The organism is Geomonas terrae, assembly GCF_004791675.1.
GTDB lineage: Bacteria > Desulfobacterota > Desulfuromonadia > Geobacterales > Geobacteraceae > Geomonas > Geomonas edaphica.
In genome coordinates this window covers 316,937-342,901 of the sequence record NZ_SRSC01000002.1, presented here as the reverse complement: position 1 = coordinate 342,901, position 25,965 = coordinate 316,937, and the positions used below count along the sequence as shown (strand labels likewise).

Below are 25,965 nucleotides of genomic sequence, written 5' to 3'. Positions count from 1 at the left end.
CCGGCCCTTAGGGCCTACATGGCGTTGCGGTAGATCTCCATGATCTGCTCGCGGGTGGCGATGCGCGGGTTGGTGACGAGACAGGCGTCCTTGGTCGCGTTCTCGCTCAAAAGCGGGATGAACTCCTCCTTGAGGCCGAGCTCCGAGAGCCCCTTGGCGAGGCCGATGTCCTCGATGAGACGCTTGACCGCCTCGATGGAGCGCTCCGCGGCGGCCATGTCGTCGAGCCCGGTTACATCCTCGCCCATGGCGACGGCGATATCCCGGAAACGATCCGGGCAGGCCTGCAGGTTGAAACGCATGACATGGGGCAGGATCGAGGCGTTCGTCTCGCCGTGGTGCTGGTCTAGAAGGCCGTCCACCTGGTGCGTCATGGCGTGGGCCGCGCCGAGGATGGCGTTCGAGAAGGCAAGACCGGCGGTGAGGCTCGCCATGGCCATGTTGGTGTTCGCCTCCATGTCGCTTCTCTCGGCGACGGCGCGCCTTAGGTTTTTGGAGATGAGCTGGATCGCCTTCAGCGCGTGGATATCGGTGAGCGGCGTGGCGGCGAGCGAGACGTAGGACTCGATGCCGTGCGTGAGCGCGTCGACCCCGGTGGCGGCGGCAAGCTTCGCGTCCTTGGTCTTCAGGAGCTCGGGATCCACGATGGCGATGTCGGGGATGAGGGAGCGCGAGATGATGGACATCTTTAGCTTGCGGTCCGTGTCCACGATGATGGTGAACTGGCTCACTTCGGAACCGGCACCGGCCGTGGACGGGACGATGACCATCGGGGGAAGCGGCGTGGAGATCTTGTTGATCCCCTCGTAGTCCTTCAGCCGCCCGCCGTTGGAGGCGATGGTGGCGATCGCCTTGGCGACGTCGGTGGGGCTGCCGCCACCAACCGAGACGATGCCGTCGCAGCCTGAGGTGAGGTAACGTGCGGCACCTTCGGTGACCTCGCAGTCCTTCGGGTTACTGGTGAGACTGGCGAAGATAACGGTCTCGAGCCCCGCCGCGCGCAGGTACCTGACCGCTATGTCCACCCACCCCGCGGAGATGACGTCGTTGTCGCTCACCAGGAACACCTTGGAGACGCCCAGACGCACTACGCTCTCACCGATCTGGCTCAATGAGCCCCTGCCGAAGATGATCTCCGGTGCCACGAACTTGCTGATATCCATCGTTCGACTCCTGAAGGTTCTGCGCCGCTTTGCCGGCCAACCGGCCGAACCCATGGCAGGCGCGTTTTGTATACACAGGCAAGATCGATACCAATACGGCGATCACGCACCCGCGCGGCGCCGGATTCTAATGAGCGATAGCGGCTAATGCTTTGAATACAAAACTGTGAGACGGCTTTTTAACTTTTGCAGAATCGGCAAAAAGGCGTCCTGATTCCGGCGCACGCGACGCCTATATAGTGTCACAATATCTAACAATTGTCACTTTTTGGAACACAAAAAAGTCACATAATGGAACACCAAGGGAAACCGGCGCGGAGGGGTCGATGGACCGGAGTGGAAAAAGTGGCCGTCGATTTAAGCACTTAACTTGCACTACCGAAACGGGACACGCTCCGGGGCGGCGTCGGGGCGTTGATATTCTATTTAGCTGTAAACAGGAGGAAGGCGTGCCGGGGTGGAAGCGGAGTTATAAGAGGAGGCGCGGTGCGCCCGGGGTGCATCAGCTCTGTTTGGCCTTGATCTTCACCTGCGGCTTGAACTCCCACGGAGCCTGGGGGTTTTCCTGGATCCACAGGCCGTTGCGGCGGGCACGGGCCATCCGCTCCTCGGAGAAGAACTGCGGGTGGTCGGCGCGGCTTAGCAGTCTGCGGTAGGCCCAGGCCCACCCCTCGTGGAGCATCTCGAGGTTTATGTTGCGCCCGTCAAGATAGACGACCGCAACGGCAATCTGGTTCGGCTGCGTTTTGAAAAGCAGGGTTTGTTTCACCTCGATCTTGACCATCTGGTGCAGCACCTTGATGGAGAGGGCCCGGAAAGCGTCTTCGGCGTAAGGCTGCCCCGGCTTGTACCATCCGGTGAACTTGTCGATCTTCGCGGTCTGGGGGGCGGCGATGCCGTAGAGGCGGACCGGTATTTCGGTTCCGAAGGAATTGACGGTGATGCGGTCCCCCTCGCTCACCCCTACTACGAGCCCCTCGATGATGTTGCCGTGATGGTGCGGGTCTACCGCGAGCGCCGGAGCGGCAAGAAGAAGCATACAGCACGACAAGAATACGAAAAAACCGCCCGCCTTTCTCAAAAAAGCTCCCCCTTACTTATTGCACCATGACCCATCTGTAGCTGGCGCCATGTTAGCAAAACAAAAATCTCAACGCAATGCTCATGAACGGAATTGCTCTGCCGGAAGCGGCGGCAAACACTTGATGAGCAGCTGATAGGCAAGTATCTCGATCGAGACGATGCCTACTGCAATCATCACTTCGGCAAAGGAAGGAAAATAATGCCAGCCGTTGCCGGGGTTGAATCCAATCAGGTAAACGTTGAAGCGGTACAGCCCGCCCCCTGCAAGCATAACTACGGCGGCAAGAAAAAGGCGGCGCGGCGAGTGCCTTCTCGCCACGGTGAAAAGAGGTATCGCCCCTATGGCCATGAGAAAGCACTCGGCGAGGAAGAATATGGAGTAGAAATCGCCGTGGAAAACGGCCGCGACCTGATCACGCCGCATGATGTCGCCGATCCTTATCGTGAGCCATGCGGTGGTGAGCCACGGGATGATCCGCCCGACGGCGGCAAGCTCCGCGTTGTGGAACCCGCGCTCCAGGACGAAAGAGGAAAGGATGGAGACGAAGATGACGATGGCGTAACCGAAGTATATGCAGTTGATGAGAAACAAAAGCGGCAGGAACGGGCTGTGCCAAAGCGGATGCAGTTTCGTCGAGGCGATCAGCATCAGCGAGCCGAGCGCAGACTGGTGCACGGTCGGGAGCACGATCCCCGCGAGGGCGATGAAGATGAGGACCTTGTTGATCCCGTCGGAGAGCCTGCGATCGGGAACAGCACTCCCCTCCTCGCTTCTTGCCGCGAGCCCCCTGCGCATGAGTGCAGCAAGGATCGTGGTGCGCAGCGCCGTAGGGGTGCCCCGTCCCATGAGGCGCAAAAGGTTCGGCAGGTATTCGAGGGAAAGCGCGATCAGGTATCCGAGCGCACAAAGGGTCAGCTCGAAGAAGGCGGAGTTGGGCTGCCAGCTCGTGACGGACGAGAAACCGTGCGCGTTCCAGGGACGGCCGATCTCGACTACGATGGATGATGCGGCAAGGAAGGAACCGAAGAGGCTCGTGAGGATGGCGGACTTGACCAGCGAATGGTAGTGGCCGCGGTTGATGATGTAACTCAGGAGGGCGACGGCGAAACCACCGCAGGTGACCGCGGTGCCGATGGCGACGTCGTAGGCGACCCAGATGCCCCAGGGGTAGCCGTCGCTTAAGTTGGAAACGGCGCCGATCCCCTTGACGAAGCGGACCGCGATGAAGAAGAGACCGACCAGGGACAGGGCGAGGAGAACGAAGAAGGACTTGGTTAGGATATTTCCATTGCCATTAGGTAGGCGTTCTGTGTCGCTGGTCATCTCGGTCCCTGTATGCTTGGCGCTACGGAAAACGTCGCAAGTGTAAGGGGTGAGACCTCCCCCTGTCAACCATTCCGTATACCGCCGTTTCCGGGCGGACGGGGAGCACCGGTATGAGAGGCATGAGGGTTCCTGAAGCGCCGGAGCTTTCCATCGACCTGGCAAGGGAAGACCGTGAAATCGCAGCCATGAGAAAACCGCCCCCGGCATGCGGAAGGCGGTCTCTTTTTGGCGAAGGCGCGCGCAGCGTCTAGGGTGATGCCTTCTCCTTATCATCCTTTATCGGCTTGTTCTTTTCGTGCAGGAACTGGTGCAGCGCGGCGAGATCCGATGCATTGTTCAGAGCGGCAAGCATCTCCTTCTGGTCGATCACGTTCAGCTTTTTAACAAGCGCCGCCTCGATGCTCCCCCCGACGTGCACGGTGTTGTCCACCGACTGCGGCGGCTTCTCACCGCGGTCCCCGACAACGTAGAAGAATTTCAGATAAGGGTTCGACTTGATCGCCTCGGGGATGACGACGCGCAGCATGTCGAGCGGAACGTTCCTGCCGATCCAGACGGCGCAGTTACTCTGCTGATCGACCACCCACATGTTTTTAGCTGGTACCGAGGCGGCGTATCCCTTCTCCTTTAGCGATGCGGCCAGTTCGCCGCTTTTGCCGACATCGGCGATCTCGACCAGATACTTACCAGGTTCCGCGCCTGCCGCATGTGGCGGCGCCCCCGCAAAGACCCAGACCAGCGCAATTACAAGAAACATACGAGTGGCGAAGCGAACCATCTTTCCCTCCAATTTCACGGATATTCGGATTGCAGTTGATGCAACGCATGTGGTTGTTGCTGCCGGATGCGAACGCGAGCATATCCGGTACCAGCATTGTGAATAAAAGGGGTGGGCGCCCGCTTGGGCACCCACCGTACTGATATGTCTGCCGCTCGTTCGACATATGTATCTTTGCCTCTTTCGCGTTATTCAGGTGCCGCATGCAGCCCATGCACGCGAAACTTCGCGATGATGCAGAGCCGGTTGCGCCACTGAAAGTAAGACGGGCGGCTAGTTGGGCGTCATCTTCAGGCCGCGTTCGGGGCGGGAGAAGTTGTGGCACAGCGAGCAGTCGTACCCTTTCACGTTGACGTGGTTGTGCATGCTCACGTAGTCACGCGGGCTCTTCTCGTTGTGGCACTGAGAGCAGACAACGGAGGTGGGCCCTTTGAGGCCGTAGCCCAGGTTGGTGATCAGCTTGAGCTGGGTTGCCGTAGCGTTCGGGTGGCAGGACGCACAGGCAAGGACGTTGCCGGTCGCCGGCGGAACCTGGTGGTTCAGCGCCTGCAGTTCGTCCGTAGTCACCGTGCTGTAAGCGGTGGTGCTAGGAATCCCCATGTACACCATGCCGTCCTTCACGGCCTGGTCGTAGTTGCCGGTGGCGAAGAAGGTGGCGGTGGAGAGGGTGACCACCTTGCCGTTGGCAAGCGCCTGGCTGGCGGTCTTGTACTTGAACGGGTAGAGCTTGGTGCCGACCGGGTCGCTGATGGCGCCGACCGGACGGGAGACCTTGTAAGCGCCGGTGGCTGCGTCGAGGACGGCGGCGTTGAACGCGTTGTTACCCCAGGTGGTGCCGTTCCAGAAGGCGTACTTGGGGATCAGGTCGTTGGCCTTGGTCGGCATCGGCTCGTAGCGGTTCAGGGTCGCGTTCCACTCGGCCACCTGCCAGTTGCGATGGGTCTCGGTCGCCTCGGTGTTGGCGGTGTCGTTCGCGTTCTTCGCGTACTTGTTGATGTGGCAGGTCTGGCAGGCGATACGGGTCACGTGGCGGTTGACGTCGACGGTGGTGTGACCGGTTGCGGTGCTCTTGGTCGGGTGGCACGCGCTCGTGGAGCAGTTCATCTCGACGGTGCTGTCTTCGGGCCTGAGGTCGGAACCGCGGCCGGAGACGCGGTGGCCGGTGAAGGTGTGGCACCCCTGGCACTGGATGTTGCCGCCGTTGCCCATCGCCATGTGGGTGTCGTAGAGGACGTCGGAGGTGGTGCCGGAGGCAAGCGCGATGTCGCCGCGCTTCACGGCGTCGCCGCCGCCCGCTTTCGCGTGGCAGCCGAGGCAGTTCTTGCGGGTCGGCTTCTGGTTCGCCTTCTGGACGACGAGGTTCATGTTGAGACCGGCGGCCGGCTCGAAGAGGCCGGTGGTCGCGTTACGCACGCGGCTGTAAGGAGCGTTGGTGGCGTCGGCATGGCACATGAGGCAGTCGATGGAGGCAAGCTGCGCGGCAGTCGGGTTGCTGGTCGCGACCGGTTTCGCGCCGGTACCCGCGTGGCAGGCGCCGCAGGGGCCCCAGTTCCCCTGGATGTTGATGCAGTAGGCGTTCAGTGCGGAGGAGCCGTCGGTAGCGTCCATCTTCCCCTGGGTGGTCGGGCCGGTGGTCATCTCGGCCGCGGAACCTTTCCACTGGTAATGCACGCCCTGGTACATCGCCTGGGCCTGGCTCGTGTGGCAGGTGGAGCACATGGAGTAGCCGGTCCAGGTCAGCGTGGCATGGGTCGAGGTCCCACCGGAGATGATGTAGGTCTGCGACTTCACCGTCTCCAGGTTGCCGGCGGTATCCTTGGAGAAGTATTTCAGCGTGGTGGTGGTGCTGAAGGTGAGCGGCGCGCTGTACACGGTGGAGCCGGTCGTCGGGGTGGAGCCGTCCGTCGTGTAGTACGTGGTGGCCGCCTCGTTGACCGAGAGGGTCACGGTGACGGCGCTGGTGAAGGTGCCGCCCAGCGGTGAAGCGGTGGTGGTCGGCGCGGTCTTGTCGGCCACCGGTCTGCCCGCCAGGGCGATCGGGACGGACAGGGCCAACACCATGGCCAGACAGGTGAGTACTGCGAACAATTTTCTCATCATTTCGTTGTCTCCTCCTTTTGGCTATGGCTGGGTGAAATGTCCCACCTGTTGGGCAATCTCCCCCAGCTCGTGAACTCACGGCATGCGGCACCTACTTGATCCCCTTTCGACAAAAACACGTGATAACGCGGGGATCCCCCTCCTACCCGTACGGAAAACGAAACATTGCATGGCAAGAACCACAACACACTAAATTAAACAGCACTAATCATTCCAACAGAAAATCTAATTATTCAAAGTTACGGATGTATCTCGGGTAATACGACGGCGACGGCTTGGGAAGAAACTCAAGGGCGAGCGAAAGAACGGGGGCGATCTATCGATCGCCCCCGCCGGTTGAGTTGCTGCTAAGGAAGTTTCAGACCCTTCTCCGGACGGGAGAAGGTGTGGCACCAGGAGCAGTCGTTGCCGCGGGTGTCAACATGGCGACCGTGGAAGGACACGTAGTCGCCGGAGTACGCCTTCAGCGTGTGGCACTGGGCGCAAACCACGGACTGGGCGGCCTTGAGGGCGTAGCCCATGTTGGTGATCAGCTTGAGCTGGGTGGCAGAAGCGTTCGGGTGGCACGCGGCGCAGGCAAGGACGTTGCCGGTCGCGGGCGGTACCTGGTGGTTCAGCACCTGCAGCTCGTCGGTGGTGACGGTGCTGTACGCGGTGGTGCTCGGAAGACCCATGTACACCATGCCGTCCTTAACGGCCTGGTCGTAGTTGCCGGTGGCGAAGAAGGTGGCGGTGGAGATGGTGACCACCTTGCCGTTGGCAAGGGCCTGGTTGGCGGTCTTGTACTTGAACGGGTAAAGCTTGGTGCCGGCCGGGTCCGTGATGGCGCCCACCGGGCGGGAGATCTTGTAAGCGCCGGTTGCGCTGTCGAGCACGGCGGCGTTGAACGCGTTGTTACCCCAGGAGGTGCCGTTCCAGAAGGCGTACTTGGGGATCAGGTCGTTTGCCTTGGTAGGCATCGGCTCGTAGCGGTTCAGGGTCGCGTTCCACTCGCCAACCTGCCAGTTGCGGTTCGTCTCGGTCGCCTCGGTGTTGGCGGTGTCGTTTGCGTTTTTCGCGTACTTGTTGATGTGGCAGGTCTGGCAGGCGATGCGGGAAATGTGGTCGTTCACCGCAGCCGTCACGTGACCGGTTGCGGTGGTCTTGGTCGGGTGGCACGCGCTCGTGGAGCAGGTGACCTCGAGGGTGCTGTCTTCGGGCCTGAGGTCCGAGCCGCGACCGGCAACGCGGTGCCCGGTGAAGGTGTGGCACCCCTGGCACTGGATGTTGCCACCGTTGCCCATCGCCATGTGGGTGTCGTAGAGGACGTCGGAGGTGGTGCCGGAGGCAAGTGCGATGTCGCCGCGCTTCACGGCGTCGCCGCCGCCCGCTTTCGCGTGGCAGCCGAGGCAGTTCTTGCGGGTCGGCTTCTGGCCGGCCTTCTGCACGACGAGGTTCATGTCGAGACCGGCGGCCGGCTCGAAGAGGCCGGTGGTAGCGTTACGCACGCGGCTGTACGGAGCGTTGGTGGCGTCGGCATGGCACATGAGGCAGTCGATGGAGGCAAGCTGTGCGGCAGACGGGTTGGCGGTCGCGACCGGTTTCGCGCCGGTACCCGCGTGGCAGGCGCCGCAGGGGCCCCAGTTGCCCTGGATGTTGATGCAGTAGGCGTTCAGTGCGGAGGAGCCGTCGGTTGCGTCCATCTTCCCCTGGGTGGTCGGGCCGGTGGTCATCTCGGCTGCGGAACCTTTCCACTGGTAGTGCACGCCCTGGTACATCGCCTGGGCCTGGCTCGTGTGGCAGGTGGAGCACATGGAGTAGCCGGTCCAGGTCAGCGTGGCGTGGGTCGTCGTGCCGCCACCGCCGGAGATGGTGTAGGTCTGCGACTTCACCGTCTCCAGGTTACCGGCGGTATCCTTGGAGAAGTACTTCAGCGTGGTGGTGGCGCTGAAGGTGAGCGGCGCGCCGTACACGGTGGAGCCGGTCGTCGGGGTTGAGCCGTTCGTCGTGTAGTAGGTGGTGGCTGCCTCGTTGACCGAGAGGGTCACGGTAACGGCGCTGGTGAAGGTGCCGCCCAACGGTGAAGCGGTGGTGGTCGGCGCAGTCTTGTCGGCCACCGGTCTGCCCGCCAGGGCTGCCGGCACGGAGAGTGCCAGGAGCATGGCGAGGCAGGTGAGTGCTGCGAACAACTTTCTCATCTTTACTACCTCCTTTGTTTAGTGCTGAGGGAAAACGCCCAACCATTGGGGTAAACCACTCAGCTTTGAAATAGTCCCTTGCCACCGCCAGGTTTTACCGGGTGGGACCATACCCGTCAAACCTCCGTGATTTCGCACTCTTAATGAGCGAGTAGCACCAGCTTGTAGGAAAACCGGATATTCCCCACTAGGCGGTTTACCCTAATTCAGCAGCAACCATTCCACGCAGAAATCGTATTATTCGGTAAATTGAATAAAAAAAGACGCCACAAGGCGCCTGCACTGCTAGGGTAATGGCCCTAGATTCAAAGAGTTGTAGGAAAATTAATGATAGCGGGCAGAGGAAAAACGGAGGAAATTGGAGGGCGAAAAAAAATAAGAAAAAATAATTTTAATGTTAAAGGGGCTTATCCGGCTGGGTGATTTAACGCTCGAGCACCTCCCTCACCCTGCGCAGCAGTTCCGACGGCTGTACCGGTTTCATGATCAGCTCGACCCCCTCCTGCATGCCGCGACTCTGGATGAAGTCCGCGGTGTAACCCGAGGTGAACAGCACCTTCGCGTCGGGGCGCACCTTCCTTATCTCATCGAAGGCGTCTATGCCGTTTTTGCGCGGCATGATGATGTCCATCAGTACGAGGCCGATGCCGTTTTGGTGCAGGGCGAAACGCTCGACGACCTCCTGTCCGTCGTCCGCGAGGATCACCTGGTAGCCATGCTTGGTCAACACCATTTCCACCAGGTTGCGCACGCTCGGGTCGTCCTCGGCCACGAGGATGGTCTCCGTACCGCTCGGCGGCTCAAACGGCGCCACCTGGTCCTGGCCAAGGGAGGTCTCCACCGTGAGAAGGGGGAGCTCGATGGTGAAGGTCGTCCCGTACCCGGGGGTGCTGCTTACGCGGATGCTCCCCTTGTGCTGCTGGATGATGCCGTAGACGATGGCCATGCCGAGCCCGGTCCCCTTCCCCACCTCCTTCGTGGTGAAGAAGGGCTCGAAGATCCTGTTGCGGGTCTCCTCATCCATCCCTTTCCCGGTATCGGAGACGATGATGACGGCCTGCGCCCCCCCCGCGCCGGCTTCCTGGAGGCCGGTGGCGATGGTGAAGGTCCCCCCGCGCGGCATCGCGTCGCGCGCGTTGGCGGCCAGGTTGATCAGCACCTGTTCGATCTGGCCGAGATCGACGAAGACAGGGAGCCGCTCCGGAAGCAGCTCGGTCTTTAGCTGGATGTCTTCTCCGATGACCCGCACGAGGAACTGCTCGACCCTGCGCACGATCTCGCCGACATCAGTCTGCTGCGGCGCCATGGCCTGCTTGCGGCTGAAGGCCAAAAGACCGCGAGTAAGCTGTGCTGCGCGCTCGCTCGCCACCGCGATCTGTTCGACCAGCTCCAGATGTTGGCTGTCGTCGGGCAGGTCCATCTTCAGGATGTTCGCGTAGCCGGCGATGACGGTGAGCACGTTGTTGAAATCATGGGCGACCCCGCCCGCCAACTGCCCCACCGCCTCCATCTTCTGGGACTGACGCAGCTGCTCCTCCATCTGCTGCCGTTCGGTGATGTCGGTGATCGCTCCGGAGAGGCGCACGGCCTCACCCTCGGTATTCCACTCCGCCTGTCCGCGGCAGCGTACCTTCAGGTAGACCTCTTCCCTGGTCCTGAGCCTCAGTTCTAGGTCGAAGGAGGAACGCCCGGAAAAGTGCGCATCGAGTGCGTCCTGCACCCGCGCTACTTCATCCGGGTGCAGCCGCGAAAAGAAGGTATCCGCCTCGTTGAAGAGCTCGTCGTCGGCAAAGCCTAAAAGCTCCTTCCAGCGCGGAGAATAGTAGAAGTCGCCGCTTTTCAGGTCCCAATCCCACAGCCCGTCGCTCGTGCCCCGTACGGCGCGGGAGTAGCGCGCCTCGCTTTGCGCAAGCCGCTCCAGGTTCTCCTTGAGCTCCCGGTTGGCGAGCAAGAGCTCGCCGGTACGCCGCGCAACAAGCGCCTCGAGCGAATCGCGTTCCCGGCGCAGGGCGTCCTCGCTCCGCTTGATGCGCACCATCGCCTTGATCTGGGCAACGAGCTCCGCCTCGTCGATCGGTTTCGAGAGGAAGGCATCGGCGCCACACTCGAGCCCCTTGACGCGGCAGGCGGAATCGCTTCTATGCGCGGTCACGAGGATCACCGGGATGTGCTGGGTGGAAGGTATCGACTTCAGGCGCCTGGTCGCCTCGAAGCCGTCCATACCAGGCATCTGTATGTCGAGGAGAATGGCGTCCGGCCCCTCCATGCGCGCTCGGCGGATCCCGTCCTGGGCCGACTGCGAGGTGATGAGACTCGCCTCCGGAAGAAATATCTTCAGGAGCGCACCTAGGGTGAGCAGGTTGTCGTGGTTGTCGTCGATGGCGAGGAGCTTCATGTGGGCAATTCCTCGCATGGTGCGGCCTGCTCGGGGGCGGTGAGCTGCGCGGGTGCAAAGTAACGCGCCACGACTTCCTGCAGTTCCTCGGGCTGATACGGCTTGGAGAGATACCCCGCGCATCCCGCGGCAAGCGCCCTTTCACGATCGCCCGCCATGGCGCTGGCGGTAAGCGCCACGACCGGGATGGCGGCCGTAGCCGGATCCCTTTTCAGGCGCTGCAGCACCTGGAAGCCGTCCAGCACGGGCAGATGCATGTCGAGCAGGATGAGCGACGGAAGCGACCGCCTCGCGGCTTCGACCCCGGCGGCGCCATCCACCGCCTCGATGATGCGGTACCCGGTGCCGAGCACCGCCTTCAGGGTGGTCAGGTTGTCGGGGTTGTCCTCGATCACGAGCAGGGAGCCGTCTCCCACCCAGCTCGCCGCGGCTGAGACGGCGGCAGGAGAAAGCGTCGCGGCCTCCCCCCGAAAGAGCGTCATCCCCCCCAGCATCTCGTACACCCGGCGCAAGAGCTCCTGCAGCTCGACGTCCCCTTTCTGCACGAGGTGGCGCACGGCGAGCTCGCGCAGGCGGTCGTGCTCCCCGGGAGAAAGGGTCTTCGCCGTCATAACGAGCACGGGGACCTCTTTGGTGAGGCTCGAGGAACGCACCGCCTCCAGCACCTCGAAGCCGTCCACCTCGGGCATCATGATGTCGAGGATGATCCCGTCCGGGACGTGGGTCTTCAGGTAGGTAAGCGCGTGCCTCCCACCGGAGACGGCATCGACGCAGAAACCGGCCGACTCGAGCGCGAAGCGGAGCTGGATGGTAGCCGCCTCGCTGTCTTCGACGATGAGGATGCGCGCCCCCTTCGGCCCGCGCCGCTCGGGTAGCTGCCAGCCAAGCCGCGTCAGGGTCTTCACCAGTTCATCGAGCACGACCTCGCGGTCGAGGGCGTTTTTCGACAGGACCGCGCTCACCCCGGAGGAGAGGCGCTGCAACTCGACGGCCGAGAGCTCTTTGGAGGTGATCACCACCACCGGGATGTCGGCGGTGCTCTCGTTCGACCTCAAGCGGTCGAGGACCGCCGCGCCGTCCATGCCGGGCATGAGCAGGTCCAGGGTGATCAGATCTGGGTGGTCGGCAGCGGCAAGCTCGAGGGCCTCCGGCCCGCTCTCGGCCATGAGGACGTCGAGCCCCTGCTCCTTGAACATGGAGGCGATGAAGTACCGGTCGAACTCGCTGTCGTCCACGACGAGCACAAGGCGGCACCCGGCGCCGGCAAGCCGCGCGAAGGTCTCCATGAGCTGCTCCCTGCCGACCGGCTTGGCGATCACACCGACGGCACCAAGGGCAACGCCGGTTTCGCGGTCCTCGGAGAGAGAGATGATCACCACCGGGATGTCCGCCGTGTCGGGATGCTCCTTGAGCTCCCGCATCACCTCCCACCCGTCCATGTCGGGCATCATGATGTCAAGGGTGATGGCGAAAGGATGCCTTGCCCGCGCGAGCCGCAGCGCGTCGGCGCCGTTAAGCGCGGTCAGCGTCTCGAAGCCGGCCTGCGCGAGGTGTCCGGTGATGAGCGATACCGCCTCGGGGTCATCGTCGACCACCAGGATGGGACGTCCAGGCACCTGGTGCGGCGGCGCCTGTGCAGGTGCGACCAGAGCACTTTGGGCCGGACCTGCCGCACGGCTGCAGTCAAGCGGCAGGCGCAGGGTGAAGAGCGATCCCCTCCCCTGCTCGCTCGTAACACTCACGTCGCCCCCGAGAAGGCGCGCCGTCTTCTTGACGATGGCAAGGCCGAGCCCGGTCCCCTCGTAGGAGCGGGAGGTGGAGCCGTCTGCCTGGCGGAACTCGTGGAAGATGCTGTCCAGGTACTGCGGCGCGATGCCGATCCCGGTGTCCTCCACCTCGAAAAGGAGCTCCCCCTCAAACGGCGTGAGCCGCAACGTGACCGAGCCGCGCTGCGTGAACTTCACCGCGTTCCCCACGAGGTTTTGCAGCATCTGGCGCAGCTTCTTCACATCGACGACCATGGGGGGAACGGACTCGGGCGCACGGAGCTCGAGCGCGATCTCCTTTTCGCCAGCCAGGACCGCGAGCCCGTCGACCACCTCGGCGGCGATCCGCTCCGGCGCCACCGCCTCGAGGTAGAGGTCCTGGCGCCCCGACTCGATCTTCGCTAGATCGAGGATGTCGTTTATGAGCGAGAGGAGGTGCTTGCCGTTTTTCTCGATGATGGATAGATATCCCTTCTCGTCCGCGGTGAGCCGCTCGCTCCCCTGAACCGCAAGGACGCGGGTGAGTGCCAGCACTGAGTTGAGCGGGGTGCGCAGTTCGTGGCTCATGTTCGAGAGGAATTCGCTCTTAAGCCGGGTCGCCTCTTCGAGAAGCTGCTTTTGCTGGTCCAGCACGCGGTTTCTGCGGGCGAGCTCGTCGGACTGCTGGGCGAGCTCCGTCGACTGCTGCACCAGTTCCTCGGACTGCTGGGTGAGCTCGGCGTTCTTGACGGCAAGCTCCGAGGCGAGGCGGTGCACGTCCTCTTCGGCAAGGATGCGGGCGTAGGCGGAGCCAAGCGGCATGAGCACCATCTCCAGGGTTTCATGCACCCATGAGGCGAAGGCCTTGTCGCAGGCGAGGGAGATGAAGGCGCAGAGCTCCCCGTCCACCTCGACCGGGATGGTCACGATCTCCGCAGGGACGATCTCGCCGAACGGGGTGAGCAGGCGCAGGGACGAGCCGTCCCGCTCGGGGGCATAACGGGTGATGCGCCGGGAAGCGAGCAGGATGCCGAGTTCCCCCTCGAGCCCTGCGCGGCTGTAGCGGCGCATCCTGGTGCAGTCGGCGCCGATGGCGCAGGCGGGGACGAAGTGGTCCGCTTCGGCGTCCTTCACGAAGGCCGCCGCCAGCTTCGCCCCGGTGATCTCGCAGAAAACCGGGAGGAGGCGCCGGAAAAAGTCGTCCAGGGAAGCGGCATCCACCAGGCGTTCCGACAGGCGCAGCATGGCGTCCTGAGCCGCCATCTTCAGCTGCAGGGTCCCGGCCATGGCGTTGAAGGCACCGGCGAGGGCGACCTGTTCCAGGGTCCCTTCCGGCTCTATCCGCACTGCGTAATCCCCACTCTGGATCTCGCTCGCCGCGTCGGAAAGCTTCACGAGCGGAGCGCTGATCCCCTTGGCGAGCCGCCATGCCAAGAAAAAGACGAGGACGGCTATCAAGACGCTCAACCCGTAGGTGAGGTACAACATCCGCTTGATGGGGGTGTAGATGTCGGCGGAATCCTGCTTGCAGACGAGTCCCCAACCGGTGCGCGGGATGTGCGCATAGGCGGAGAGGACGTCGACGCCGCGGTAATCCGTGGTACGTGCGATGCCGCTTTGCCCTGCGGCCGCCAGGAGGGCCGGCTTCCCCTTGAGACGGACCTTCAAGACGGCGTCCGGGAGGAAGCGCAGCCCGACCAGGGGCTGGGCTTCGCGGTTCACCAGCACGACCTCGCCGCTTTGCCCCATGCCGGTACGGTTCTCGGTGATGACGGAAAGAAGTTTGCGCAGGTTGTAGCGCACCACGACGACCGCACGCACCGGGGTCCCTTCCCCCTTGACCGGTGCGGCGAGGTCGAAGCTGGCACTCGCCTCGCTGCCGAACACGTACGCCTCGCCGAGGATGGGGGTCGCGTCGTGCAGTGCCGCGGTGGCGATCTCCGGACGCGCGATGCGCTGGCCGCGCCGCGCGGCATCGGTGCTTAAAAGGATGGTCCCGTCCTCGGCCACGATGGAGACGTCGGACACCGGCTCGTATCCCCCCTGGTAGCCGCGCAAAAGGGGAAAACTGTCCCCTGCGGATTCCTGCAGGGCGTGCCGGTCGGCGAGGAGCGTGCGGGCGGCGACCTGCACGCTTTTCCCGGAGCTCACCGTGGTGACGTCGACGATCAGGTTGTCGAGGACCGCGTTGATCTGGTCCTGGCGCAGCGCGGTGACCGCCGCAAGCTTGTCGAGCATGAGCGAGGTGGCAAGCCGCACGCGCTGCACGTAGATCAGGGTGGTGATGAGAGCCAGGGGCACCAGGCAGATGGTAGTGAACCAGAAGGCAAGACGCCCCTTAAGGGTGGGGAAGAACGTTTTTTTCATTTGGCACCATCCGATGGATCAGAACTGCGGTAATCGAACCTCTGCAGGGCGAAGCGCTCCCCTTCGGCCATTACCTTGCGCAGCATTTCATTGTCAAAGGAGTCGCGTATCCGCGACCAGGGGGTCGTCTGCGGGATCTTACCGGCCTGTTTCAGGAAGATGAACTTCCTGTAGAGAAGCCCTTCTTCGCTGAGCAGGGCCGGGGATATGCGCGGGGCGGCCGGGATGTTCAGCAGGTCGTTTCGTACGAGGCCGCTTACCTGGGGAGCGGTGAGCGGCAGCGCCGTCCCCTGGAAACGGCCGGCCGTGGCGATGGTCCACCCGGAAACCTGATCGAGGTGTCCGGGAAGGCGCATCCACATCCAGGCGCGCGCCACCGAGGCCGCAAGCTCACGCACCTGCTCCGGGTGCTGTGCCACGAACTCGCGGCGCAGGCAGAGAAAGCCGTAGCTGATCCCCTTGTTGATCAGGTGCCATTCCGGATGCTGGGCGAGGGCGATGGTGGGGGTCGGCTCCCAGGCGCTGAAGGCGTCGATGCTTTCGTTGTCGAGCGCCTGCGCCATCTCGCTGACCTCCATCGGGACGAGCTTTATGTCGCGCTCGGAGAGCCCTTCGCTTTCGAGGGCGCTCAAAAGGGCGAAATGTGCGGCTGATCCTATGCCGGTGGCGACGCGTCGCCCCTTGAGGTCGCGCACGAGCATCGGACGTTTGGAGATGATGGAGGCAAACCCCTGCTTGAGCTGGGCGACCACCACGAAATTACCGGTGGCAAGGGCCGTCAGGGTGGGCATGTCCGCGAAGATGCCGCCGTCGAGCTGCTTGGTCGCCAGGTAACCGGCGATGTCCCTCCCCTTGAAGAAGGGGTGCACCCTGAGCTCCATGCCGGCCATGGCGAGCCGCTCCTCGAGCGTCTTGTCGCGTGTCAAAAGCTCGGCAACGGCGGCTTCCGGCAGGGTGATCGGTTGCGAGCCCAGGTCCAGGACGGCATCGCCGCCGAAGCGGTACCCCTGGTACGTTGCGGCTGCCTGCTGCTGCCGCCCGGAGGGGGCGCCCTCCTCCTTGGAGGAGCACCCGCAAAGAGACAGTGCGATGAAAAAGGTGAGGATGACACGACGAAGCAAACTAGGCATCAGCTCCTCCCGGTCTGCTTCTTGCGGTATAGGTTGCCGCAGTCGAAGATGCGATCAAGGTGCGGAAGATACCGCTCAGGCACCGTTTCCGCCTTCCCGAGCATCAAGATCCCTCCCTGGTTCAGGGCTCGGAAGAGGTTGTCGAAGACCTTCAGGTATCCCTCCGGATCCAGGTACATCAGGAAATTGCGGCAGGCGATAAGGTCGAACCCCCCGAACAGGGATTCGGGCGGCGCATAGGTGTGCGGATCGAGGAGATCGTGGCGCGAATAGGTAATCATGGAGAGGATGGACGGATCGATCCGGTGGCCACCCCCGTCCGGAGTGAAGTAGGTATTCAACCGCTGCAGCGGCACCCCCCCAAGGCTCCCCGCCGCGTAGCGTCCACGGCGACCCTCTTCCAGCGCGTCTTCCGCGATGTCGGTGGCGAAGATCTGCACCTTCGTCTGCAGGTTTAAAAGCTTGGCGGTTTCATCGATGATGATCGCAAGGGAACAGGCTTCCTCGCCGCCGGCACACGCCGCGGACCAGGCCCGGAAGTACCCGTTGCCCTGCAGCAGCATGGGAGGGATCACGTGGGAGCGAAGAAGCTCGAACTGCAAAGGGTCGCGAAAGAAGCTGCTGAACCTGATGCGCAGCATGCGGACGAGACGACACGGCTCCTCAGGATCGCTCCGCAGCAGGTCCAGGTAAGCCGCGGCATCGGAAAGCCGGAGTTGGGCGGTCCGCTCAAGGATCCTTCTTTCCACGAGCCCTTGAGCGTAGGAGCGAAAATCCTCACCGAAATGAAGCGTCAAAAACTGGATAATCTCAGCTACCGTCTCACGCAATCAGGCCTCCAGGGGCTGCAGAAACGCGTCGGCGGAGCGGCACGTTCCGGGGATTACATGGAATAAATGGGCAACTTCGTTCCGGCTATCTTTTACAGCGGTAACGAAGAAGAGTAAAAACGCCCTGACAGGCCGTTCTCTTCTTTCGTTTCGGTAGGAAAAACTATTACTTGAGCTGTAAGTAAAAGCGATCTTCACTTACACCTTTTCAGGAAGTAAAGTCAACGAGAATTGATTACTGTTACAGTGCAAAGACAATCCGCAAAGTATGTATATTTACGGATACATGCGGCATCGCTGAGAGCATACGGTGGGAAATGAAACAGACCGCCCCCCGCTCGAAGACGGCCCCTTAGTTTCTCGTGAAGGTCTAGTCGGAAAGGGAGCGGCTGAAGCGTGGCTGGAGCACGCCATCCACATCGACCTGCTCCAGAAACATCGCTTCCGGGCGCACCCAAAGCCCACCCTCGCCGTAGAGCGGGCGGTACACCACCATCGGTTCCTCGGTCTCACTGTGCCGCGCGGTTCCTATGACTTCGTAGTAGTTTCCCTTGTAGTGCCGGTAGCGGCCGGGTTCGACAGGCATGTTGCATCCTCCCTTCCGTAGTCTAGAACGAAGCGTGCTCGGTCCGCGCGATGATCTCGTTTTGCAGTTCGACGGAGAGATCGCAGAAGTAGTCGCTGTAGCCCGCGACGCGCACGATGAGGTCGCGGTGCTCGGAAGGGTCCGCCTGCGCACGTTTCAGGGTCTCGACATCCACCACGTTGAACTGGACGTGATGGCCGTCCATCCTGAAGTAGCTCCGCACGAGAGCTGCGACGCCGTCGAGGCCGTTCGCGCCGAAAAGAAGCGTCGGCGAGAACTTGAGGTTCAGGAGCGTTCCGCCGCTTCTGATGTGGTCCATCTTACCGGCGGAACGGATGACCGCGGTCGGGCCGTTGCGGTCCGCCCCCTGCACCGGCGAAATCCCTTCGGAAAGCGGCGTCCCGCGCCTGCGCCCGTCCGGGGTGGCGCCAACCACCGAGCCGAAGTAGACATGGCAGGTGGTCGGTAGCATCTCGATCCTGTAGACGCCGTTTTTGGTGTTGGGTCTGCCGTCCACCACGTCGAAGAAGGAGTCGAAGACAAGACGCATGAGGTCATCGGCGTAGTCGTCGTCGTTGCCGTATTTGCGGGTCTTGTTCCAAAGCCGCTGGCGCAAAGGCTCCTGTCCGGCGAAGTCGGCGTCGAGCTCTTCCACGAGTTCGGCAAGGGGGACCGCCTTCCGCTCGAATACCTGCTCCTTTATCGCGGAGAGCGCGTCGGTGATGCTGCCGATCCCGACCCCCTGGATGAAGCTGTTGTTGTAGCGCGCGCCCCCCGCGTTGTAGTCGACGCCGCGGCTGATGCAGTCGTCGGTGAGGACGGAGAGAAACGGCGCCGGCATGGTGCAGGCGTAGATCATCTCGATGAGACGGTTGCCGCGGATCTTTATGTCGATGAAGTGGGCGAGCTGGGTGCGAAACGCCTCGAAGAGCGCCTCGAAGCTTTCGAAACTCTCCGCCCTCCCCGTCTGCGGGCCGAGCTGCGTGCCGGTCATCGGGTCGACGCCGTCGTGCAGGGCAAGCTCCAGCATCTTCACGAGGTTGAAGTAACCGGTGAGGATGTAGGCCTCCTTGCCGAAAGCGCCCACCTCGACGCAGCCGCTGCAGCCGCCGGCGCGGGCATCGACGAGGCTCTTCCCCTGGCGCAGCTGTTCCTCGACCACGGCGTCGGCGTTGAAGATGGAGGGGAAGCCGTAGCCGTTACGCACCACCTTGAGGGTGTGCTTCAAGAAGGCGTCCGGGGACTTGCGCGAGAGCTGCACGTTGCTCGAGGGCTGCAAAAGGTGCATCTCGTCGATCACGTCGAGGATGAGGTGGGAGACCTCGTTGGAGCCGTCGGAGCCGTCGGGAAGGAGCCCGCCCAGGTTTATGTTGGCGAAATCGGTATAGGTGCCGCTTTCCGCTGCGGTCACGCCGACCTTCGGGGGGGACGGGTGGTTGTTGAACTTGACGAAGAAGCACTCCATGAGCTCGCGTGCGCTCGCTTCGGAGAGGGTGCCGCTTTCCACCCCTTGCCGGTAAAAGGGATGAAGGTGCTGGTCCAGGTGCCCCGGGCTGAAGGCGTCCCAGCCGTTCAGCTCGGTGATGACGGCCAGGTGGCAGAACCAGTAGGACTGCAGCGCCTCCCAGTAGTCGGTCGGCGCGTGCGCGGGCACCCAGCGGCAGTTGGCCGCGATCTTTAAAAGCTCCTGCTTGCGCGCAAGGTCGCTGGTCGCAGCGGCCATGCTCTCGGCAAGTTTCGCATGACGCTCCGCGAAGAGGATGACCGCGTCGCACGAGATGTCCATCGCGACGAGCTGCTCGCGGCGCGCCCAGGCGTCGGGGTCGGCGGCGAAGTCCAGGGCGTCGATCGCCTGCGCGATGTCCTTCTTGAAATCGAGGAGCCCCTTTTTGTAGATCTTGTCGTCGAGCACCGTGTGCCCCGGGGCGCGCTGCTCCATGAACTCGGTGAAGATGCCGTGGCGGTACGCCTCGTGCCACTCCTCGGGGAGTGCGGCGAAGATCTTCTCGCGCAGCGACCTCCCTTCCCAGTAGGGAACCACGCTCTCGCGGTAGATCTTCATGCATGCGTCGTCGACCCGATACCAGGTCTTCTCCCGGGAATCGAGGATGCGCAGATCTTCAAGCGAATGGCAGGTAAGCTCCGGGTAGGTCGAGACGAGCTTCGGCGCAGGTCCCCTCTCCCCGACCACCAGCTCGCCTTCTCCAATGTAGATGGTCTTCTTCTCGCAGAGGTGGTAGAAGGACTTCGCGCGCATCACCGGGGTCGACCAGCGCCCGTCGTTCTCGCGGTAAAACTCGGTGATGAGCAGCGCGCGCTCGGCGGAAATGGCCGGCTCGGCGGCGAGACTTTCCTCACGCAAACGTTCGGTTCTTCCGGTCATCTATACCCCTCCTATCTGTATGTCCAGGGCCCTCTCTTTAAAGAGCCGGGCGAAATTCTCCATCGTGTCCGCGGCGGGCGCCTGCGCCGTCACAGCCTCTCTCGGTGCCTTTTTACCAAGCCGCGCCGGTTTCGCCGACCAGCTGCCGTGATATGGGAGGAGCCAGACCTGGCGTACCCCCGCCGCCCCTGCCGCAAGCTCCGCCAACGCATCCATCTCCTGAACGCTGTCGTTGAAACCGGGCACCACCGGGATCCTGATCCAGATGTTTTGATGCACCCGTCCCAGCGCCGCCAGGTTCTTAAGGATGGCGGCGTTGCCGGTACCGGTCCCATGCAGATGCAAGTCGTTGTCGGCGCATTTCAGATCGAAGAGGAAGAGGTCCACGAGCGGGGCGAGATCGATGAGGGGCTCGGTCGGGCAGAGCGCCGCGGTGTCCACCGCGGTATGGATGCCGTGGGCGCGGCATCCTGAGAGGAGTTCCCTTAAAAAGGCGGGCTGGCAGAGCGGCTCGCCTCCCGAGAAGGTGACGCCGCCGCCTGAATCTTCGAAGAACATGCGGTCCTTGAGGACCTCACGCAGCACGTCGGCAGCCGTCGTCTCCCTGCCGATCATCTCGCGGGCGCCGGTCGGGCAGGCTTCGGCGCAGGCACCGCAGTTGCGGCAGGCGTTACGCGGCCTGAGCCCCTCGTGGCACGCAAGCAGACAGGCGTCGCAGGAGATGCAGCGGTTCTGGGAACAGGCAATTTCGGGCGTGGCGGCGTGGCTCTCCGGGTTATGGCACCACCAGCAGCGCGCGGGACACCCTTTGAGGAAGACCGTGGTCCGGATGCCGGGCCCGTCGTGCAGCGAGTAGCGCTGCAGGTTGAAGATCACACCACTGCTCATAGCTTGGCCGCGTCCCCCGACTACACCACTCGGATCATGAACTCGGGACAGGCCGCCCCGCAGTAGCCGCACAGGATGCAGGCATCATCGTCGACCCGGGCCTTGCCGTCCACCATGGCGAGCGCGTTGTTGGTGCAGGCCGGGACGCAGGCGCCGCACCCTTTGCAGAAGGCCTCCATGATGGTGAGCTTGCGCCGCCTCCCCTCGAGGGTGCTCCAGAGCGCCTCGTCCGCGCGCCCCTCGTGGAAAAGGGCGAGGTTGCCGTCGATCTCGGCCTCGGAGAGCATGCCGAGCGCAATGCCGTGCACCCCCTTTAGGTCCAGCACGAAACGAAGACTCTCACGCGCGGTCGAGATGAGGTTTCCGCCGGCGAGCGCCTTCATGGCGTACACACCCTTACCCGCGGCGGCGCAGGCGGCGATCGCCTCGGCCATCTCTTCCCGGGATCCGTCGATGATCCCCATGCCGGTGCGGTTGATCAGGGGGTGCACCACCTCGATCTCCGGATGCGTCACCGACTTCTTCATGGCGGCGACGAAATGGGAGGAGAGCCCTACGTGGGCGATCTTTCCCTCCTCCTTCATGCGCACCAGCGTCTCGATCACCTCAGGACGCTCGACGAAGGGATCGGCGACGCGCGCGCCGTGCAGGTGCACGATGTCGAGGCGCTCGACCCCCAACTCGGTGAGGGCGCGCTCCACGTGGGCGCGGGCCGCCTCAGCGGTGTTGGCGTGGGTTTTGGAAGCGATGTGCACTTGGCCGGTGAAGCCTTCAAGGGCGCGGCGGATGTGCGGGTAGGTCTGGTAAAGCTCGGCCGTGTCGAGGAGGTTCACACCGCGCTCGAGGGCGTGGCGGATCAGGCGTCCCCCCTCTTCAGGCGAGAGGGAGGCCTGCAGGGGACCCAGGGGAAGCGTGCCGAAAACAAGAGGGTTGATGCTCAGACCGGTGCTGCCAAGCGCTACTTTCTTCATGCGTCTCCTGCTCCTGGATCAGTAATGCGGGGGTGGCTCTTCTTCAGAGGGGAGCCTGTTCTGAGAACCGATGCCGCTCAGGTGCTCCTTGATGATCTTCAGTTCCTTGGCAAGCTGATCGATGACGGCCTGGTGCCCGGTCACTACCTCGTTCAGCTGATCGATCACGTGACCTTGATGCATGATCAGCATCTCCATGTCGGTCAGACGCTGTTCCATAGTCTTTCTCCTGTCAGTAGCGGTCGCCGTCCGGGCAAAGCGTCACGGACCGGCAAAGTTTAACCTGATTCATTTCCATAGCCAAGACAAAAAACTTCAAAAACAGGACGGATTCTGATAATTTCGCTTCCTGTCCCGGAGGTCGGAGCGCCGGGAGACGGAGGAAGAGACATGTCGGATACGCCGAAATCGAGCAGCGAGAAGCACATCGAAACGATAATGCAGCATCTGGAGCCCGGAACGGACCGTTACGAGGTGCTGGACAAGGCGAAGCGGTTCAAGTCGTCCTGGGTGGAGCTTGGCGAGAAGCTGCTCGACGTGAGCAAGCGGGCGCGCTTCCGTGAGTGGGGCTACGGCAGCTTTGAGGAGTACTGCGTGCAGGAGATCCGCATCAAGCGCGGCACCGCGGAGAAGCTCACCATGGCGTACCGGTTCATGGAGAAAGAAGAGCCGCAGTTATTGCAGCAGCGGGAAGAGTTGCGTCCCCTGCCCGATTATCGTTCCATCGATCTGTTGCGTCAGGCGAAGGAAGAGAAGGGGTTTTCCGAGGAAGAGTACGGCGATTTGAGAAAGCGCGTGGTGGAGGACGAGAAGAGTCACCCCACCGTGCTGAAGAAGTTCAAGGAAGTGTCCGCGTTACGCGAGGAGCCCAACCAGTTGGTGCCGTTGAAGGCCGCCGTGTCCGCGGCAAAGCGGCTTGAATCGGCGCTGCGGGCCTGCGAAGTGGCCCCCGCCGCATTCGTGCAGCAAGTAAGCGAGATGCTGGAGCATCTGGAGCAGGAGCTGAACGCCCGTGACCTGGAAGGCCAGGCCGAAGCCGGCTCCGTGCGCGAGATCTAGCGGGGGGAGATGCCCCGCCCCACCCTGCGAAAAGGGGACCGGCACCAGCGGCGCGGTCCCCTTTCCCCTACCGGTAGCTGTCCCAAAAAAGCTTTGCCGTCACCGCGAGCACCGAGCAGATGAACACCGGCCTGACGAACCTGGTCCCCTTGTGGATCACGAGCTTCGCGCCGACCCTGGCCCCCACCGCCTGCCCCGCCCCCATGAGAAGCCCCGCCCCCAAAAGCACGTGTCCCCCGGCGACGAACACCACCAGCGAGACGATGTTGCTCACGAAGTTGAAGAGCTTGGTGTACCCGGTCCCCTTGCGCATGTCGAAGCCGAGACCTAGCATGATGGCGATCACCCAGAACGAGCCGGTGCCCGGTCCGAGGAAGCCGTCGTAGAAACCCAGCCCCAGGCCGGCAATGCCGTAAAAGAGACGGCGCGGCAGGCGCGGGTGCACCTCTTCGGCGCCGAGCCTCGGCGTGAAGATGGTGTAGCAGAGAATCGCTAAAAGCAGGAACGGGATGCACTTTTTCAGGAACCCGGGGTCGATCTGCTGCACCGTGTAGGAGCCAAGGATGGCGCCGACGGCGGTCCAGATGACGCCGGGAAGCGCGTCGCGCAGGTTCACCGTTCCCGCCCGGACGAAGTGGAACATGGCGCTGCAGGAGCCAAAGGACGCCTGCAGCTTGTTGGTCCCGAGTGCCGTCTGCGGGGGAAGTCCCATGCCGAGGAGCACAGGAATGGTGATCAGCCCGCCCCCGCCGGCGATGGAGTCGATCAGTCCGGCAACCGCGCCGGTAATAAAGAGAATGGGGAAAAGGATCGGGGAGAGCTCGATCATGCCGGGTCCCCCTCTGCGCCGTCGCGCGACGCGGTGCGCGCCTGGTAAGCCTTCAAGGTCTGCTTTGCTACGGATACTGCCAAGGGAATCTCCTTCAGTGCTATCGATGGGTCGGCCATGGCCTGCGCCACGTGGTACATCCGCTGCCAGGCGATGGGGGCCTGCGGCGAGGATTTAAGCCAGAGCGCCTGCAGAACCAGCCGATCCATCAGGGTTTGACGTTTCTGCTCCAGTAACTGATCGCACAGCCGCTCGATGACGGCCGTCACGTTTTTGATGCTGCCGGGGCCCGCGCCGACGACCAGGCGCGTCACCGCGCTCCCCTCTTCCTTCCATCCCCCAAAGAGGGCGCGGTAGCGGCACCACTCCCCGGACTCTTCAAGCGAGGCGATCTGTTCGGCCGGCTCCAGGAGGAGCGGGGTGTTCTCGGCCATTTCCTCAAGCATCGCTTCAAGTTCGCGTCGGGCGTCAAGCGGCGCCGCCTTCCAGCGGCTGCACCCGAGGATCTCGGCCAACCGGACCAGCCAGTGCCCGGGCGCCCTACCCTGCTCGTTCCCCTGCGCCAGGGCCTGTGCGATGCGCAGGCCGAGGTAGTCGAGACTCGAGTCGATACAGCAGCCGCGGTTTCGGGCGGCGGCAAGGAAGGCATCCACTTCGGTCAGGGAAGAGAGCCTGGTTACCGTGCATTCGGCGACCCCTCCGCCTTCCTGCAGCGAGACGGTACACCCTGCATGACCGCCGGAGTCGGGAGCCACGGCGTAAAAGAGTTGGTTCCCGGCACCGTCAAGGGGGCCGGCAAGGACGTCGACCTCCGATGGGGTCGGCATGTGGGCGCAGGCAACCCGCGCCTTGCGGGCGTTGCCGATGGCCTCGTCGATGCAGCCGCGCACCGGGTCGTCGAACCAGTTGCGCGTGACGATGAGACGGCTGAGCGTCTCGGGCGTGATGCCCCCCCCCTCGACCGCCGCCAGCATGCGGGCGACGCCCCGCGACAACTCCGTATCCCCGTTGAAAAGAAAGAGCGCGGCGATGTCGCGCAGAAGCGGGGTGTCCGCGCTGAGCATCTCCCAGACAAGACCTGGGAGCATCTCGGCGTCGCTCAGGGCGAAGAGCCCCAGCATCTCGTCGGCGCCATCGAAAGGCGAAACCAGGCCGGACGCCGCGAGGCGCTTCATCACGCCGGGGAGAAACGGCTCACTCACCTCTTGCGGGAAAGCGTCACCTGAAATCATGCGCTCCAGTTCGGGCATGAGCGGCACGCGCGCCTCGGCGAGAACGGCGATCACATCGCGCTGCAGCAGTGCCGGAGCGTCGTCGTGAAAAACGCGCGACAAAAGCGCCCTTTGCAGCCTTTGCATCTGCTGCCTGGCCCCTGGGAGCCCACCTTGAGCCTCGACGGTGTAGAAATCGAGGGTGTGCCGCAAGAGCCTGAACGCTGCGGCACGCTCCCGAGCTTCATCGGGGTCGCCGGAAAGGCCGGCAAGCAGTGCCGCCAGTTCCTCACACGCGGGCGGGTTCGCCAGCAGGTGCCGGTGCAGTTCCTCGCGCAGGGCGAGGGTAACGGCCACCGATGCATCCCCCCCCGCCTGGAGGGAGAGCTCCACGAGCCGCTCGATCCCGTTAAGCGCTTTGCCCGCGTCCGGACGCACACGCGAACCGCAGAGCCTGCCGTCATGCCTCAGGGACTCCCTCAGCGAGCTCTCGAGGTCAGGCGACGGCATGGCGCGAAAGAAAAGTTGACCTGGGGGCGGGAAAGGCTTTCCGCAGTAGGGCCTGCCGTCGACAAGTCCGCGCACCTCGCCGTAGTGCCGCTGCAGGCGTTCGAACCAGTCGGGACACGAGTTGAGGGAATGGACGCAGAAGTCGAGGAGTTCGTCGGCGTAGGGGGCCTGGTAGCTTACGGGATCGAGGTGAGGACCGCTGAAGGGGCCCTCGTCGTCGAGGGAGAGGTGCATCTGCGCTCTGTGCCGCATCTTCCCGTCGATCACCAGGAGCACGACACGGCGGCAGTCGCACGCGGGGCGCGTGCAGAAACACTCCAGGAAGGTGTATTTCCCCTGTGGGATCCGGCCGCTTTGGTGCGCGACCTCCAGGGTCATGGCAGGCGCCTGGGCGCCGGGAAAGATCTGCTGAAACGGCTTCATGGTGAGGCCC

At 63.1% G+C, this 25,965-nt stretch carries 18 protein-coding genes; 1 reads left to right on the top strand and 17 read right to left on the bottom strand.

All coding sequences use genetic code 11. The features are described from left to right. Positions 1-14: 14 nt before the first annotated feature. The 15 genes from E4633_RS08755 to E4633_RS08685 form a co-directional block, all read right to left on the bottom strand. Positions 15-1,163, bottom strand: coding sequence for an iron-containing alcohol dehydrogenase (locus tag E4633_RS08755; protein ID WP_135869872.1), 1,149 nt, complete (start codon positions 1,161-1,163; stop codon positions 15-17). Between the two features lie 502 nt (positions 1,164-1,665). Beyond that, a complete protein-coding gene (locus E4633_RS08750; protein ID WP_135869871.1) occupies positions 1,666-2,202 on the bottom strand; it encodes a thermonuclease family protein in 537 nt (178 codons plus the stop codon). A 123-nt stretch (positions 2,203-2,325) separates the two neighbouring features. Beyond that, a complete protein-coding gene (hybB, locus tag E4633_RS08745) occupies positions 2,326-3,570 on the bottom strand; it encodes a Ni/Fe-hydrogenase cytochrome b subunit (RefSeq protein ID WP_135869870.1) in 1,245 nt (414 codons plus the stop codon). Between the two features lie 250 nt (positions 3,571-3,820). Further along, entirely contained in the window at positions 3,821-4,351 is a 531-nt protein-coding gene (locus E4633_RS08740; RefSeq protein WP_135869869.1) for a hypothetical protein, read from the bottom strand. A gap of 273 nt (positions 4,352-4,624) precedes the next feature. Further along, positions 4,625-6,451 (bottom strand): chitobiase/beta-hexosaminidase C-terminal domain-containing protein, encoded by a 1,827-nt coding sequence (locus E4633_RS08735; protein WP_246037987.1) that lies wholly within the window; start codon positions 6,449-6,451, stop codon positions 4,625-4,627. A 347-nt stretch (positions 6,452-6,798) separates the two neighbouring features. After that, positions 6,799-8,628, bottom strand: a complete 1,830-nt coding sequence (locus tag E4633_RS08730; RefSeq protein ID WP_135869868.1) for a chitobiase/beta-hexosaminidase C-terminal domain-containing protein — start codon at positions 8,626-8,628, stop codon at positions 6,799-6,801. 424 nt (positions 8,629-9,052) lie between these two features. Beyond that, entirely contained in the window at positions 9,053-11,041 is a 1,989-nt protein-coding gene (locus tag E4633_RS08725) for a response regulator (protein ID WP_246037985.1), read from the bottom strand. Continuing rightward, complete coding sequence (locus tag E4633_RS08720) at positions 11,020-15,135, bottom strand: response regulator (protein WP_135869867.1); 4,116 nt, start codon at positions 15,133-15,135, stop codon at positions 11,020-11,022. Before E4633_RS08720 ends, E4633_RS08725 begins: the two co-directional genes overlap by 22 nt. Further along, positions 15,132-16,265, bottom strand: a complete 1,134-nt coding sequence (locus E4633_RS08715) for an NrtA/SsuA/CpmA family ABC transporter substrate-binding protein (protein WP_135869866.1) — start codon at positions 16,263-16,265, stop codon at positions 15,132-15,134. Before E4633_RS08715 ends, E4633_RS08720 begins: the two co-directional genes overlap by 4 nt. After that, the gene (locus E4633_RS08710) at positions 16,265-17,095 is read right to left on the bottom strand and encodes a CheR family methyltransferase (protein ID WP_135869865.1); all 831 of its coding nucleotides are present in this window, start codon (positions 17,093-17,095) and stop codon (positions 16,265-16,267) included. The genes E4633_RS08715 and E4633_RS08710 overlap by 1 nt, the downstream gene beginning before the upstream one ends. Positions 17,096-17,465: 370 nt before the next feature. Further along, a complete protein-coding gene (locus E4633_RS08705; RefSeq protein ID WP_135869864.1) occupies positions 17,466-17,681 on the bottom strand; it encodes a DUF1653 domain-containing protein in 216 nt (71 codons plus the stop codon). Between the two features lie 22 nt (positions 17,682-17,703). Continuing rightward, on the bottom strand, positions 17,704-20,064 hold the full coding sequence (gene hypD, locus E4633_RS08700; protein WP_135869863.1) for a trans-4-hydroxy-L-proline dehydratase: 2,361 nt from the start codon (positions 20,062-20,064) through the stop codon (positions 17,704-17,706). Continuing rightward, a complete protein-coding gene (locus E4633_RS08695) occupies positions 20,065-20,952 on the bottom strand; it encodes a glycyl-radical enzyme activating protein (RefSeq protein ID WP_135869862.1) in 888 nt (295 codons plus the stop codon). It abuts the gene before it with no gap. 20 nt (positions 20,953-20,972) lie between these two features. Next, the gene (locus tag E4633_RS08690) at positions 20,973-21,923 is read right to left on the bottom strand and encodes an aldo/keto reductase (RefSeq protein ID WP_135869861.1); all 951 of its coding nucleotides are present in this window, start codon (positions 21,921-21,923) and stop codon (positions 20,973-20,975) included. A gap of 18 nt (positions 21,924-21,941) precedes the next feature. Continuing rightward, the gene (locus E4633_RS08685; protein WP_135869860.1) at positions 21,942-22,142 is read right to left on the bottom strand and encodes a SlyX family protein; all 201 of its coding nucleotides are present in this window, start codon (positions 22,140-22,142) and stop codon (positions 21,942-21,944) included. A 171-nt stretch (positions 22,143-22,313) separates the two neighbouring features. Between E4633_RS08685 and E4633_RS08680 the strand changes: the two genes are divergently transcribed. After that, positions 22,314-22,982: a hypothetical protein gene (locus E4633_RS08680; RefSeq protein WP_135869859.1), complete on the top strand. Its 669-nt coding sequence runs from the start codon at positions 22,314-22,316 to the stop codon at positions 22,980-22,982. 67 nt (positions 22,983-23,049) lie between these two features. On the opposite strand, the gene E4633_RS08675 is transcribed toward E4633_RS08680, so the two are convergent. Both E4633_RS08675 and E4633_RS08670 read right to left on the bottom strand, forming a co-directional pair. After that, on the bottom strand, positions 23,050-23,811 hold the full coding sequence (locus E4633_RS08675) for a TSUP family transporter (RefSeq protein ID WP_135869858.1): 762 nt from the start codon (positions 23,809-23,811) through the stop codon (positions 23,050-23,052). Further along, positions 23,808-25,955 (bottom strand): hypothetical protein, encoded by a 2,148-nt coding sequence (locus tag E4633_RS08670; RefSeq protein ID WP_135869857.1) that lies wholly within the window; start codon positions 25,953-25,955, stop codon positions 23,808-23,810. The genes E4633_RS08675 and E4633_RS08670 overlap by 4 nt, the downstream gene beginning before the upstream one ends. Positions 25,956-25,965 lie beyond the last annotated feature (10 nt).

Bases quoted from the DNA above. Each gene is read 5' to 3' on its own strand.
- E4633_RS08720 (WP_135869867.1), bottom strand. From the start codon at position 15,135: ATGAAAAAAACGTTCTTCCCCACCCTTAAGGGGCGTCTTGCCTTCTGG.
- E4633_RS08725 (WP_246037985.1), bottom strand. From the start codon at position 11,041: ATGCGAGGAATTGCCCACATGAAGCTCCTCGCCATCGACGACAACCAC.
- E4633_RS08680 (WP_135869859.1), top strand. From the start codon at position 22,314: ATGTCGGATACGCCGAAATCGAGCAGCGAGAAGCACATCGAAACGATA.
- E4633_RS08705 (WP_135869864.1), bottom strand. From the start codon at position 17,681: ATGCCTGTCGAACCCGGCCGCTACCGGCACTACAAGGGAAACTACTAC.
- E4633_RS08735 (WP_246037987.1), bottom strand. From the start codon at position 6,451: ATGATGAGAAAATTGTTCGCAGTACTCACCTGTCTGGCCATGGTGTTG.
- E4633_RS08740 (WP_135869869.1), bottom strand. From the start codon at position 4,351: ATGGTTCGCTTCGCCACTCGTATGTTTCTTGTAATTGCGCTGGTCTGG.
- E4633_RS08685 (WP_135869860.1), bottom strand. From the start codon at position 22,142: ATGGAACAGCGTCTGACCGACATGGAGATGCTGATCATGCATCAAGGT.
- E4633_RS08695 (WP_135869862.1), bottom strand. From the start codon at position 20,952: ATGAGCAGTGGTGTGATCTTCAACCTGCAGCGCTACTCGCTGCACGAC.
- E4633_RS08670 (WP_135869857.1), bottom strand. From the start codon at position 25,955: ATGAAGCCGTTTCAGCAGATCTTTCCCGGCGCCCAGGCGCCTGCCATG.
- hypD (WP_135869863.1), bottom strand. From the start codon at position 20,064: ATGACCGGAAGAACCGAACGTTTGCGTGAGGAAAGTCTCGCCGCCGAG.
- E4633_RS08755 (WP_135869872.1), bottom strand. From the start codon at position 1,163: ATGGATATCAGCAAGTTCGTGGCACCGGAGATCATCTTCGGCAGGGGC.
- E4633_RS08750 (WP_135869871.1), bottom strand. From the start codon at position 2,202: ATGCTTCTTCTTGCCGCTCCGGCGCTCGCGGTAGACCCGCACCATCAC.
- E4633_RS08730 (WP_135869868.1), bottom strand. From the start codon at position 8,628: ATGAGAAAGTTGTTCGCAGCACTCACCTGCCTCGCCATGCTCCTGGCA.
- hybB (WP_135869870.1), bottom strand. From the start codon at position 3,570: ATGACCAGCGACACAGAACGCCTACCTAATGGCAATGGAAATATCCTA.
- E4633_RS08715 (WP_135869866.1), bottom strand. From the start codon at position 16,265: ATGCCTAGTTTGCTTCGTCGTGTCATCCTCACCTTTTTCATCGCACTG.
- E4633_RS08690 (WP_135869861.1), bottom strand. From the start codon at position 21,923: ATGAAGAAAGTAGCGCTTGGCAGCACCGGTCTGAGCATCAACCCTCTT.
- E4633_RS08675 (WP_135869858.1), bottom strand. From the start codon at position 23,811: ATGATCGAGCTCTCCCCGATCCTTTTCCCCATTCTCTTTATTACCGGC.